Annotated in this window: 11 protein-coding genes; 5 read left to right on the forward strand and 6 right to left on the reverse strand. The window is 68.5% G+C overall.

The window, feature by feature from the left end; all coding sequences use genetic code 11:
* Positions 1-59: 59 nt before the first annotated feature.
* Positions 60-1,910, reverse strand: coding sequence for a dihydrolipoyl dehydrogenase (gene lpdA, locus CCO03_RS10890; protein ID WP_087280978.1), 1,851 nt, complete (start codon positions 1,908-1,910; stop codon positions 60-62).
* 277 nt (positions 1,911-2,187) lie between these two features.
* Between lpdA and CCO03_RS10895 the strand changes: the two genes are divergently transcribed.
* Complete coding sequence (locus CCO03_RS10895; protein ID WP_087280980.1) at positions 2,188-2,763, forward strand: carboxymuconolactone decarboxylase family protein; 576 nt, start codon at positions 2,188-2,190, stop codon at positions 2,761-2,763.
* A 174-nt stretch (positions 2,764-2,937) separates the two neighbouring features.
* On the opposite strand, the gene CCO03_RS10900 is transcribed toward CCO03_RS10895, so the two are convergent.
* A complete protein-coding gene (locus tag CCO03_RS10900) occupies positions 2,938-3,276 on the reverse strand; it encodes a P-II family nitrogen regulator (protein WP_087280982.1) in 339 nt (112 codons plus the stop codon).
* Positions 3,277-3,471: 195 nt separating this feature from the next.
* A complete protein-coding gene (locus CCO03_RS10905; protein ID WP_157667641.1) occupies positions 3,472-3,822 on the reverse strand; it encodes a hypothetical protein in 351 nt (116 codons plus the stop codon).
* Positions 3,823-4,271: 449 nt separating this feature from the next.
* On the opposite strand from CCO03_RS10905, the gene CCO03_RS10910 reads away from it, so the two are divergent.
* On the forward strand, positions 4,272-7,229 hold the full coding sequence (locus CCO03_RS10910; protein ID WP_157667642.1) for an ABC transporter permease: 2,958 nt from the start codon (positions 4,272-4,274) through the stop codon (positions 7,227-7,229).
* Between the two features lie 89 nt (positions 7,230-7,318).
* Positions 7,319-8,752, forward strand: a complete 1,434-nt coding sequence (locus tag CCO03_RS10915; protein WP_236903775.1) for a lipocalin-like domain-containing protein — start codon at positions 7,319-7,321, stop codon at positions 8,750-8,752.
* A 209-nt stretch (positions 8,753-8,961) separates the two neighbouring features.
* On the opposite strand, the gene CCO03_RS10920 is transcribed toward CCO03_RS10915, so the two are convergent.
* Complete coding sequence (locus tag CCO03_RS10920; protein WP_087280990.1) at positions 8,962-9,474, reverse strand: GNAT family N-acetyltransferase; 513 nt, start codon at positions 9,472-9,474, stop codon at positions 8,962-8,964.
* A 525-nt stretch (positions 9,475-9,999) separates the two neighbouring features.
* Here CCO03_RS10920 and CCO03_RS10925 point away from each other — a divergent pair.
* Positions 10,000-10,992, forward strand: coding sequence for a Bug family tripartite tricarboxylate transporter substrate binding protein (locus CCO03_RS10925; protein ID WP_087280992.1), 993 nt, complete (start codon positions 10,000-10,002; stop codon positions 10,990-10,992).
* A gap of 282 nt (positions 10,993-11,274) precedes the next feature.
* Here CCO03_RS10925 and CCO03_RS20415 read toward each other — a convergent pair whose 3' ends face one another.
* Both CCO03_RS20415 and CCO03_RS10935 read right to left on the reverse strand, forming a co-directional pair.
* Positions 11,275-11,763: a DUF1289 domain-containing protein gene (locus CCO03_RS20415; protein WP_236903776.1), complete on the reverse strand. Its 489-nt coding sequence runs from the start codon at positions 11,761-11,763 to the stop codon at positions 11,275-11,277.
* Positions 11,760-12,917 (reverse strand): ribonucleotide-diphosphate reductase subunit beta, encoded by a 1,158-nt coding sequence (locus tag CCO03_RS10935; protein WP_087284556.1) that lies wholly within the window; start codon positions 12,915-12,917, stop codon positions 11,760-11,762. The genes CCO03_RS20415 and CCO03_RS10935 overlap by 4 nt, the downstream gene beginning before the upstream one ends.
* On the opposite strand from CCO03_RS10935, the gene CCO03_RS19775 reads away from it, so the two are divergent.
* The gene (locus CCO03_RS19775; protein WP_157667643.1) at positions 12,916-13,095 is read left to right on the forward strand and encodes a hypothetical protein; all 180 of its coding nucleotides are present in this window, start codon (positions 12,916-12,918) and stop codon (positions 13,093-13,095) included. The genes CCO03_RS10935 and CCO03_RS19775 overlap by 2 nt on opposite strands.
* The last annotated feature ends 89 nt before the right edge of the window (positions 13,096-13,184 follow it).

Below are 13,184 nucleotides of genomic sequence, written 5' to 3' on the forward strand. Positions count from 1 at the left end.
AACAACCTGGCGCACGTTGTTCAGACCAACAAGGCGCGCGTTGCCGCCTTGTTGGTGCATCACTTCTTCTGCGGTGGCAGATCCGTGCAGGTGCCGTGCGCCACCTCGGCCGCCATGCCCAGGCTCTCGCCAAGCGTTGGGTGCGGGTGAATGGTCTTGCCGATGTCCACGGCGTCGGCGCCCATTTCAATGGCCAGCGCGATCTCGCCGATCATGTCGCCCGCGTGCGTGCCGACGATGCCGCCGCCCACGATGCGGTGGGTCTCGGCGTCGAACAGCAGCTTGGTGAAGCCCTCGTCTCGGCCGTTGGCGATGGCGCGGCCTGAGGCCGACCAGGGGAACAGGCCCTTGGTGACCTTCACGCCCTGGGCCTTGGCCTGTTCTTCGGTCAGGCCGACCCACGCGACCTCGGGGTCGGTGTAGGCCACGCTGGGGATGACGCGTGCGTTGAAGGCGCTGGTGGCCAGCTCCTTGTTGCCCTGCAGCTCGCCGGCGATGACTTCGGCGGCCACGTGGGCCTCGTGCACGGCTTTGTGTGCCAGCATGGGCTGGCCGACGATGTCGCCAATGGCGAAGATGTGCGGCACATTGGTGCGCATCTGCACGTCCACGGGGATGAAGCCCCGGTCACTCACCGACACCCCCGCGGCCTCGGCGCCGATCTTCTTGCCATTGGGCGTGCGGCCCACGGCCTGCAGCACCAGGTCGTAGGTCTGCGGCTCAGGCACCTGCACTCCCTCCTTGGCGGCCTCGAAGCTGACCTGAATGCCTTCGGGTGTGGCCTTGGCCGCGACGGTCTTGGTGTTCACCATGATGTGGTCGAAGCGCGGCGCGTTCATCTTCTGCCAGACCTTGACCAGGTCGCGGTCGGCGCCCTGCATCAGGCCATCCAGCATTTCGACCACGTCGAGGCGTGCGCCCAGCGTGCTGTAGACCGTGCCCATCTCCAGGCCGATGATGCCGCCGCCCAGGATCAGCATGCGCTTGGGAACGGCCTGAAGGTCCAGCGCGCCGGTGGAATCGACCACGCGCGGGTCATCGGGCATGAAGGGCAGGCGCACCGCCTGGCTGCCGGCCGCGATGATGGCGGCCTTGAAGCCGATGACCTGGCTCTGGCCCGTGGTGGCGCTGCCCTCGCCTTCTGTCAGCTCGACCTTGAGCGCGTTGGCCCCCACGAACTGGCCGAGGCCGCGCACGGTGGTCACCTTGCGCATCTTGGCCATGGCGGCCAGGCCACCGGTCAGCTTGCCGACGACCTTGTCCTTGTGGGCGCGCAGGGTGTCGATGTTGATCTGGGGGGCGCCAAACTCGACGCCCGCCTTGGCCAGGTGCTTGACCTCGTCGACCACGGCGGCCACGTGCAGCAAGGCCTTCGAGGGGATGCAGCCCACGTTCAGGCAGACCCCGCCCAACGTGGCATAGCGCTCAACCAGCACCACCTTCAAGCCCAGGTCGGCCGCGCGGAAGGCCGCCGAATAGCCGCCCGGGCCGGCGCCCAGCACGAGCACGTCGCACGACAGGTCAACGGGGCCGCCAAAGTCGACCGCTTGCGGCGCAGGCGCCTGGGTCGATGGCGCGGATGCAGGCGCAGCAGTATCAGCCGATACTCGTTCATCTTTAGACGGGGATAGCGGTGTACTGCCCGCAGATGGGGCAGGCGATGCCGAAGCATCCTGCGCCTCCAGGCTCAGCAGCACGCTGCCCTGGTTGACGGTGTCGCCCACCTGGACCTTGAGCGCCTGGACCACGCCGGCGTGGCTCGAGGGAATCTCCATGGACGCCTTGTCCGATTCGACGGTGACGAGCGACTGATCGACGGCCACGGTGTCGCCGGGCTTGACCAGGATCTCGATGACGGCGACGTCTTTGAAATCACCGATGTCGGGGACCTGAATGTCGATGCTTGGCATGGTTCACTGCTCCTTGGTTGGGGATGGCGCAACGGCGCCAGCCCGCATGCGTTGTCAGTTGCACATGGTAGCTTGCGAAACAGCCTCAACCGGCGCGCGGCCGGGTGGCTCGGGCCCGTTGCAGCCGGCCGTGGCGGGGTTTGGGGTGGGCACGCAGACCCTCGCACAACGGCCGTTCCATATCGCCTTGGCGACATTCAGGATTTGGTATGTGTGGTTTGCCGTTGAATACACCTGCATTGGCGGCGCATACTCAGGCTTTTTGACGAGGCCCGCCATGACCGACCGACTGCCCCCGCTTGACCCCAGCACCTGGACCGAGGTGCAACGCCAGTCGGCCCAGGCCGTGACAAGCGGGCCGCGCGGCGGGCTGGTGGGGCCCTTCGTGCCGTTGCTGCGCAGCCCCGAGCTCATGGACCATGTGCAACGCTTGGGGGAGTACCTGCGCTACCGCAACGCGCTGGGTCATGCCCTGGGCGAGCTGGCCATCTGCATCACCGCACGGCACTGGACGCAGCAGGTCGAGTGGGCGATTCACGCGCCGATTGCCGAGCAGGCCGGCGTGGCCGCCAGCACGCTGCAGGCCATCGCGCGCGGCGAGCGCCCCGACGCGCTGACGCCCGACCAAGGGCTGGTCTACGACTTCTGCACCGAGCTGTACCGCAGCCAGCGCGTGGGTGACGCGGTGTGGCAAGCCTTCGTGGCGCGCTTTGGCGAACAGGCGGCGCTGGACCTCACCGGGATTTGCGGCTACTACAGCCTGCTGTCCATGGTCATGAACGTGGCGCAGACGCCGACGCCGCCTTCGAGCTGGGCGCCCTTGGCGCCGCTGAACGGGCGCGCGTCCCGCTGAATCAAGCGGCGGCTGGCGCAGTTCAAGCGCCTGTTGCAGGTGATGCAGGCGTGGCAAGGACAGCCTTCGCGGGTGAGGAAGGCGGTTTCCCTGGAAAGGTGCAGGGATTACGCATTGCGCCCCGGCGAGCCACAGACATGCCGCCCCCGCGCTTGGGCGCGCCCCCTGCGGGCATCAAACGGCGGATTCGCCCTCTTCGCCGGTGCGGATGCGCACCACGCGCTCGACCGAGGTGACGAAGATCTTGCCGTCGCCAATCTTGCCGGTGCGTGCGGCGTTGACGATGGTGTCCACGCAGCGTTCGACCAGGTCGTCCGCCACCACGACCTCGATCTTGATCTTGGGCAGGAAATCGACCACGTACTCGGCGCCGCGGTAGAGCTCGGTGTGGCCCTTCTGACGACCAAAGCCCTTGACTTCGGTGACCGTCAAGCCCGTCACGCCGACATCTGCCAGGCCCTCGCGAACTTCTTCCAGTTTGAACGGCTTGACGATGGCGGTGATTTGCTTCATGGATGTACACAAGGTGAAGGATGAGAAACGCACGCCGGACACCGCAATGTCCGACGCAGCAGCGCCCACATGCTAACCGCCTTTGTAACCAATCTGCGCGATGGACCGGCCTGCAGCCGCGCCGGCTGCGTGCCATCGGACGAATGCAGCCCGTGGCATCGCCGCCCGCGATGCCTCAACGGCCGCACGCCGTGGTCAGTGCGATTGGCGATCCAGCACCGACTGGGCGCCCTTGCCCACGCCCCACAGCGCGCCGGGCTCGCGTTGGTCCACGAGCTGCTGGACCACCTCGTCCACGGTGTAGCTGCTGGGGCCACCCACACCTTCGCCCACGGGAACGCACGACGCCCGGTCGATGCCGAATTCGAGTTTGGCGCCGGCGCCAAACCGCGGCGGCACGACCTGATGCAGGGCGTAGCTCATGTCCACGGGCGGCTGACTCGCGCGGTACACGACGTCACCCTTGGGGTTGAGGATGGTGTAACAAGAGGCCGACGCCGTGGCACACGCCATCAGGCCCAACATCAATGCGAGTGCGTTCTTCATGCGGCCCATTATCCCGACCTTGACGCAAATTGACACGATTTTTGCGATCTGGCGCGTTCAGATGTGCATGGGGCGCGACGGATTGCACGCGCAGGCTGCGGAACCGGCCCCGTGGCGACCCTTGGGCCTGCCCTCGCCCAGATGGTTTGAGGCGTGATGGATCAGGCCAGGTGAGGCAGGGGGCGCGTCAGTCGAGGGCTAGAAGGCCTGAGCCTTCCTCAGGCACGGCCAAGTGTCACAGAGGCTGGCTGTGCGCCCCGCCCCCAGACGACGCGCAAGCCGGACAGACTGGCACCGCCGTGATCGGAGAAGCGACCTCGCCAATCTGTGACGCGAACGGCAGCAACCAGCAAGCAGCAAGCAGCAAGCAGCAAGCAGCAAGCAGCAAGCAGCAAGCAGCCAAGGATGCCGCCACAACGCCGCCGCAGACGCAAGCCACAATCGACGCCATGCATGTGCGCTGGTTGGCCACCCTGTCCTGGCCGGAATTCAGACACCACCCGTGGCGCAGCCTCACGGCCGTGATCGCGATCGCCCTGGGAGTGGCGCTGGCCTTCGCGGTGCAGGTCATCAACGCCTCGGCGCTGGCCGAGTTCGGCCAGGCCGTGCGCACCACCCAGGCCCAGGCCGACCTGGTGCTGCACAGCCGACAAGGGCCGTTGCCCGACACCCTCCTGGCGCAGCTCGTTCGCCACCCGGAGGTGGCCACGGCCCAGCCCGTGCTGACGGCCGAGGTGCGCCTGCAAGACGCCCAAGGCCGCTGGCAGCCGCTGCGGCTGATCGGCCTGGACGCGCTGAGCGTGGCCGACACCGCCCCCGATCTGCTGCCGCGTCGGCTGGCGGAGGCGAACGGCGCCACTGCGCCAGCCGATGCCGCCCCCGCCCGCCAGGCGGCCACCCGCGAAGCGTCGGCAGCGGCGTCGCCTCGGTCTGACGATGCCGCAGCCGACGCCTCGCGGGGTTGGCAGGACTGGTTCGCGCCCGACACCGTCTATTTGAATGCCGCCGCCCTGCGCCTGCTGTCGCCCAGCGCCCGCACAGGCACACGCGTGCTTGTTGATTTGAGCATGGGGTATGCCCATGCTTCCGATCAATTGATCAATGAGACAGCCTCATACTCTCCAAGCTCTTCATCTAGCCAGCACCCGTTGCGGCTTGCCGGCCGCCTGGCGGCCGGTGGCCCGCCCACCGCCGTGATGGACGTGGCCGCCGCGCAAGCGTTGCTCGGCCGCCAGGGCGAGCTGTCCCGCGTGGACCTCAAGCTGCACCGCAGCCTGTCGCCCGAGCAGGCCCAGCGGGTGCTGGCCCTGCCCGCCTCGGTGTGGCTCAGCCGCCCGCAGGACGCGACCGCGCGCACCGCATCGCTCACGCGGGCCTACCGCGTCAACCTGTCGGTGATGGCGCTGGTGGCGCTGTTCACCGGGGCCTTCCTCGTCTATTCGGTGCTGGCGCTCAGCGTGGCGCAGCGCGCGCCGCAGCTGGCCTTGCTGGGCGTGCTGGGCTGGAGCCCGCGCGAACGCCAGCGCCTCATCCTGCACGAGGCCTTGGTGCTGGGCGGCCTGGGCGCGGCCCTGGGACTGGCCCTGGGCTACCTGCTGGGCTGGGGCGCGATGCAGCTGCTGGGCGGCGACCTGGGGGGCGGCTACTTTGCGGGCCAGGCACCGCAGCTGCTCGTCTCGTGGCCGGCCGCCGCCCTGTATGGCGGCCTGGGCGTGCTGGCTACCGTGGCGGGCGCCTGGTTGCCCGCACGGCAGGCCGCCGCGCTGCCGCCAGCCCACACCCTCAAAGGCGCAGGCGTGGCCGATGCCCAACCCTTGCCGCTGGTGTGGGGCCTGGGTCTGCTGGCCCTGGCCGCCGCGCTGGCCGGCTTGCCGGCCGTGAACGGGGTGCCGGTGGCCGCCTACGCCTCGGTCGGGCTGCTGTTGCTGGGCGGCATGGCCTTGCTGCCGCTGGCCGTGGCCACGGCGTACGACCGGCTGGCGCCCTGGGTGCGCCGGGCCGCCCTGCCGTTGCTGGCCGTCGAGCGCGCACGGCGCTTGCGCGCCCTGGCCGCGGTGGCGGTGAGTGGCGTGGTGGCCGCCCTCGCGTTGTCGACCGCGCTGACGGTGATGGTGGCCAGCTTTCGCGCCTCGATGTTGAGCTGGCTGGACACCGTCCTGCCGGCCGAGCTCTATGTGCGCATGCCCACGCGTGACCCCGATGCCGGCCAGGCCTCACCTGGCCGGGCCGAGCCGCTGCCCGCCGGGCTGCTGTCGGCCCTGGCTGCGCTGCCGGGACTGACGGCCACGCCGCAGCGCAGCGAGCCCTGGCCACTGGACCCCACCCAGCCCGCGCTCACGCTGATCTGGCGCGACCTGAGCGCCGGTGCAGCACAAAGCCTGCCCCTGGTATCCGGCCCTGCCGATTCAGGGGCAAACGGCAGCGCCGAATACCCCCGCATCTACATCAGCGAACAGGTGCGCGACCAGCAGCAGCTCGCTGTGGGGCAGGTGTGGCCGGCGCTGGCCCGGTTTCTGCAAACCGACGGCCGCTACACCGTGGCCGGGGTGTACCGCGACTACGCCCGGCCCGGCGGCAGCGTGACCCTGGACTGGCGCGACCTGCAGGCACGCGGGGCCCCGCAGGCGCCCACCGACATCGCCGTGCGCCGGCGGGACCCTGACCTGAGCCCCGAGCAAGCACTGCGCCTGGTGCGCGACCAGGTGCGTGCACACGCTGCCCCGCCAAGCCGTCACACGCCAACCAACGCGGTTGCCGAGCCCAGGCCGCCAAGCGCCGGCGATGGCGCAAGCGATGCGCGCCATGCCGCGAGCGACAGCGCGGGCGACCGCGACGCCGCCAGTGAGGCGGACACCCGAATCCGCGCCCAGACCGCCCCCCGCGCCGGCCCCCAGCCAGCCACCGCCGGCACCGCAGCGGCGCCGGCACCCCAGGCCGCCCTGCCCGAGGTGCACAGCACGGCCGCGCTGCGGGCCCGTTCGATGGCGATCTTCGACCGCAGCTTTGCCGTCACCTACTGGCTGCAGATGATCGCGGTCGGCATCGGCCTGTTCGGCGTGTCGGCCAGTTTTTCGGCCCAGGCGCTGGCGCGGCGCAAGGAATTCGGCCTGCTGGTGCACCTGGGGCTGACGCGCGCGCAGATCCGCCGCCTGGTGGCGCTGGAGGGCATGGCCTGGTGCACCATCGGCGCCGTGGCCGGTGTGGCGCTGGGCCTGGCCGTGGCCCTGGTGCTGATCAAGGTGGTGAACCCCCAGAGTTTTCACTGGAGCATGGACCTCCACGTGCCACTGCTGCGCCTGCTGGCGCTGGGCCTGGCCGTGGTGCTGGCCGGCACCGTCACCGCGTGGCTGACGGCGCGGCGCGTGGCCGGCGGCGACGCGGTACGCGCCGTCCAGGAGGATTGGTGACGCCCGGCCGACTGCACTCACTCACCATGGGTATATGCCCGTTGCCGATTCATATTCATCGGACGCATGACCATACTGCTTGATTCAACATGACTGCCGATTCCTCCCTGTTTCGCCGCATGGCGGCCCTCCCGCTTGCAGATGGCGCACCGCGCCTCGGCCTGACACGGCGCCAGGGCCTGCTCGGGCTCTCGGCCGCCGGGCTGGCGCTGGGTCTGCCCGGTGGGGCCGCGCGTGCGGGCCCCATGTTGGCCACGGCGCCGAACCCGAGCGGCCAGAAACCGGACCACGCCAATCAAATGAGCGCGAACCGGGCCGGCCTCGACCCGCATCCTGGCCTGCCCGATCCGCGCCCGTTGCGGCTGGGCGCCCGCGGCACAGGCGCGCACCAGCAGCCGGGCGACTGGCACGACCACGGCAGCCACCCGGAGTGGGACACCGAGTGGTGGTACATCACCGGCCACCTCGGCGAAGCGCCAGCCAACGGCGTCTCGCCTGCTGCCACCGCGCTGCCATCCCACGCGCCTGCGGCAAGGCCAGCCTATGGCTTTCAGCTGACCTTCTTCCGTTCGCGCGTGCCGAACACCACCGACCTGCACAGCGCGCTGGCGGCCCGGCACCTGATCTCGGCGCACCTGGCCGTCAGCGATGTGCGCAACCAGCGCCTGCTGCACGAAGAGCGCATCGCGCGCGCCACGGCCGATGCGCGCCTGGGCCTGGGCGAAGCCACGGTCGGCGACCTGGGCGTTCGCCTGGGCAACTGGCAGCTGGTGCGCGACGACACCGGACCCCAGCGCCTGCACGCCCGGCTCCCCGGACGCGAGCTGGGCCTGGACCTGCGCTTCGACCTGACGCAGGCGCCCATCGTGCAGGGCGACGGCGGCCTGTCTCGCAAAGGGCCGGATGCACGCCAGGTCAGCTACTACTACTCGCTGCCGCAGCTGCGGGCGCACGGCGAGCTGCGGCTCGCCAGCGGGCAGCGCCTGCAGGTGCAGGGGCGCGCCTGGCTGGACCACGAATGGAGCACGGCCTTGATGCACCCGCAGGCCGTGGGCTGGGACTGGATCGGCATGAACCTGAACGATGGCAGCGCGCTGACGGCGTTTCGCCTGCGCGATGCCCAGGGCCGCACGATCTGGACCGGCGGCAGCTGGCGCGCACCCCCCGAGCCTGCAGAGGCGAGCGCCGTGCAAACGAGCGCCGTGCAAACGAGCGCCGTGCAAGTGGGCGCAGTGCAAACGGGCGCAGTGCGCGTGTTCGGCGGGCAGGCCTTGCAGTTCGAGCCGCTGACCACCTGGCGCAGCCCTGCCACCCAGGCCAGCTACCCCGTGCACTGGCGCATCCGCACGCCGGTGGGCGTGTTCGGCGTGCGCGCACTCATCGACGCCCAGGAGCTGGACGCCACCGCCAGCACCGGCGCCATCTACTGGGAAGGCCTGAGCGAGCTGCAGGACGAGCGCGGCCGCGTGCTGGGCTGGGGGTATCTGGAGATGACGGGCTACGCCGGCCGACTGCGCCTGTGAGGACTGGCACACCGGCCCAAGGAAGGTCTGCACAAAGCCGCCGATCCCGGGTTCACCCCCAAAATGCCCATTTGCCTGCCATGCAGGCGCCCGAGTGCAAGCCTTCACGCGCTCCAGTTTCTCGGTCAGGTTCCAATCGGTTGGCCGGGTCGAGCGGACGGCGTTTGTCGGGGCGCATGGCGATGTACCCGACCACGTCGCTTCGGGTATCAGGTGCGTGTGGCCTGCGGCTGCAACGGATTCCTGAGCGCCCGCTCCCGCACGATCCGGTAACCGCCCGACAGGTAGTTGGGAAGCGCATTGGGGTGATCATCCGTGGCGGTGTGAAGCCATACCTTGCGTGCCCCGGTCGCGAAAGCCTGTTCCGTCGCCGCCGTCAGCAGGTCTCGGCCGAGGCCACGACCTCGATACGTCGGAAGCAATCCAAAACCCTCGATCTTCACGCCTCGGGTCAAGCCGTTGAGTTCAAAACATCCCGCCTCATCCCCTGACACCTGAGCGACCCAAAAAGAGACCTGTGGCTGGCGAAGGTGCTCTTGCCAGCGCGCGGAACTCCAGCGACGGCGCTCGGTCCAGAACCCGGCTCCCACCTCTGACCACAGGCGTTGGCACAAGGCCGCATTGCGCAGCTTCACAGGAAGGACCTGGAGGCCCGCGGCCTGAAACGCCCTCGGCTGAAATGTGGCCGGCGTACATTCGAGCGTGAAGCTGCGGTGATGCATCAAGTTGCGCTTAACGGGTGAACTCAGCGAAAGTCAAAAGCGGTCTGACGGAGCGAGATGTTCTGCATCTTTGGGGACGGATCTGCTGAACGTCTCCGCCATCCGTGTCGGCCATCCCGGCCCAGTGGCCCGCCGGCGCTGAATCAGGTCTTCGGTCAACCGAACGGAACTCAGCCGCTCCGGGGCGAAGCATGCGGAGTCTATATGCCCTCGCGCTCGGCTGCGTCGCAAGTGATTCGCACGGTCTTCGTCAAAAACATGCGTCGGCGATCTCGATGACGCAGAACAAGGGTCTGCATACGGCGGCATCAGCGTGTACGCTGAATCGGGCCTGATGCAGGCGGTGCGGGCACGGCAGGCCATGTTCGCGCTGATGGACCTTTCCTAGGGGTTTGCAGCAGCCAGGGATTTTCCCTCTAGGACGGGGGGCAGGCTGCGCCCAGCATCTGCGCCTCAAGGCCGGGGCTGCACAGCGCACCCCGAACCGCCTTGCCATCCCGCCACCACCACAGGAGATCTGGCTTCATGAGCAAGCTCAACCGCCGTCAGTTCCAAACCCTGGGCGCCGCGGCGCTCGGTTTTCCGGCCGTCGTCCGTGCGCAAGACAAGTACCCCAATCGCCCGGTGCGCGTGGTCGTGCCGTTCGCCCCCGGCGGCGGCACCGACACGCTGGGCCGCGCCATCTGCCAGAAGCTGACCGAGTCGCTGGGCCAGCCCTTCGTGATCGACAATAAGCCGGGCGCCAGCGGCATCATCGGCACCGACGCCGTGGCCAAGGCCGCGCCCGATGGCTACACCTTGAACTTCAACATCAGCACCGCGTTGCTGATCAACCAGTTCCTCTACAACAAGCTGCCCTACAACCCGCTCAAGGACCTGTCCATGGTCTACAAGGCGGCGGACGGCTACACCATCCTGGCCGTTCACCCCAGCCTGCCGGTGAAGACGGGCACCGAGCTGATGGAGTACATCAAGGCCAACCGCGGCAAGCTGACCTACGGCTCGTATGGCCAGGGCTCCTTCCCGCACCTGGCCGGCGCCTACCTCGACCACATCACCAACGGCGGCATGCAGCACGCGGCCTACAAGGGCGAGGCGCCCTGCGTGCAGGACCTGCTGTCGGGCCAGATCCACATGACCTGGGCCAGCGCCATGAACCTGAAGCAGCACGCCGCCACCGGCAAGCTCAAGCTCATCGGCGTGCAGGGCAACAAGCGGCTCCCCACCCTGCCCGACCTGCCCACGCTGCCGGAATCCGGTCTCAAGGGCGATGCGTTCGAGCTCGTGGGCTTCCTGGCCATGGCCGCACCGGCCAAAACACCGATGGCGATCCAGGAGCTGATCGCGGCCGAAATCCGCAAGGCCTTTGCCGACCCGGCCATGAAGGAGCGCATCGACACCATGGGCTACGGCATGGTGCCCGACTCCAGCCCCGAGCGCTTCCTGGCCGACTACAAGCGCGACACGCCCAAGTGGGAGGCGCTGGTCAAGCTGTCTGGCGTGAAGCTGGACATCTGACATCGGGTCGTCAAGCGACGCCCCTCCCACAACCCGAACGGCGCCCCAGGCGCCGTTTTGTTCGCCCGGGTGCGGCTGAACCGCGAGCGCGACGATGGTTGAAGAGCCGGGTGGCCCCTCGGCCGGTTGCTGGCACACCGTGTCCCTCACGCCGAGGTCTTCGAACACGGCATCGACACTGGCGCCCCCCCTCACCACTGCCGTCGCGGTCAAGACGAGCATCGCCGACCAGGGGAGTGCCCACCACAGGCGAAAGCGCCTCGGACCCCCGCGCGACCGGCGCTACCCCAGCAGCCGAGCCCAGACCAGCCGCTTGTCGGCCAGGCTCAGGGCCGGCCAGGCCTTGACCTCGTCGAAGGTGCGTCGGCAGCCCCGGCACACGGCATCGCCTTGCGCGGTGGAACACACGGCGATGCACGGCGAATCCGGTTGAGCCTGCGCCCAGGCCTGCCATTGCGCCTGCTGGGCCGCGCTCAGGGCCGCGAGCGGCCAGTGCGCCAGGCGCAGGGCCAGCATGCGGCCCCAGACCTCGAGCCAGGGGTTGACCTGGGCAACCCGCGCGGCGTGCGCCGTCAGCTGCACGATGAGGGCCTGCACGTCGTGCCGGCTGATGGCCGGGGCGGACTCGCGGTGTCCAGGCGGGCTGACCGCCGGACTGGGCGACGGATAGGACTCGGCATGCGCCACATGCGCGCCAGTATGGCCATCAACCCGTTTGACCTGAATCGAGAGTGCAGGGAAACTCCCTGAATCCTGCGTTGAGGCCGTCAATCCCAACTCAGAGCCCCGCCCGTCTGGTACTCGATGACGCGGGTCTCGAAAAAGTTGCGCTTCTTCTTCAGGTCGATCATCTCGCTCATCCAGGGGAAGGGGTTTTCCTCCTGAGGAAACAACGCGGGCAGGCCAATCTGCACGGCCCGCCGGTTCGCGATGAAACGCAGGTAGCTCTTGAACATGCCGGCATTCAGGCCCAGCACGCCGCGCGGCATGGTGTCCTCGGCGTAGGCGTACTCCAGCGTCACGGCCTGCTCGAACAGGGCCACCACCTCGTCCTGGAAGCTGCTCGTCCACAGCTGCGGGTTCTCCAGCTTCACGGTGTTGATGAGGTCGATGCCGAAGTTGCAGTGCATGGACTCGTCGCGCAGGATGTACTGGTACTGCTCGGCCGCGCCCACCATCTTGTTCTGGCGGCCCAGCGACAGGATCTGCGTGAAGCCGACGTAGAAGAACAGCCCCTCCATCAAGCAGGCGAACACGATCAGGCTCTTGAGCAGCTTCTGGTCGTCGGCCAGGGTGCCGGTCTTGAAGTGCGGGTCGCTGATCTGGTCGATGAACGGGATCAGGAAGGCGTCCTTGGCGTGGATGGACGGCACCTCGTGGTAGGCGTTGAAGATCTCGGCCTCGTCCAGGCCAATCGACTCGACGATGTACTGGTAGGCGTGCGTGTGGATGGCCTCTTCGAAGGCCTGGCGCAGCAGGAACTGCCGGCACTCGGGCGCCGTGATGTGGCGGTAGGTGCCCAGCACGATGTTGTTGGCCGCCAGCGAATCGGCCGTGGTGAAAAAGCCCAGGTTGCGGCGCACGATGCGGCGCTCGTCCTCGGTCAGGCCGTGGGCGCTTTTCCACAGCTCGATGTCGCGCTGCATGTTCACCTCCTGCGGCATCCAGTGGTTGGCGCAGGTGGCCAGGTACTTCTCCCAGGCCCATTTGTACTTGAAGGGCACCAGCTGGTTGACGTCCGTCTCGCCGTTGATGATGCGTTTGTCGGCGACGCTCACGCGGCGTGCGCTGGCTTGCTCAGGGATGCGCAGGCCCGCTTGGGCGATGGGGTTCGCCGCCGGCGCCCCCCCTCCGGCAGCGAGCGGCGCAGACGGCATCTTGGGGCTGAGCACGGCATCGGCCCAACTGGGCCGTAACGCCGCCATGGGCGCCGCGCTGGCGGCAGTCGCCGCCGCACCTGGGATCGTCGCCCGTACGGACCCGGCCGCGCCTGGCAAGGCCGCACCGCTTGGCTGCAGTGAGCGTTCTGCCGCTGTGCTGGCCGGCTCCAACTGCGTGTCGTCGTCGAAGTTCAACATGTTGAACACCTTGGTGAAAGATTGAATGGAGGGTATGCATGGCTCACCGATGACCAATGTTCGGCAGCATCGGTGTACTGTCTTCATGCGCTTGCTTGAGCCACAGCGCATCTG

The sequence above is a fragment of the Comamonas serinivorans genome, from assembly GCF_002158865.1.
Lineage (GTDB): Bacteria > Pseudomonadota > Gammaproteobacteria > Burkholderiales > Burkholderiaceae_C > Comamonas_E > Comamonas_E serinivorans.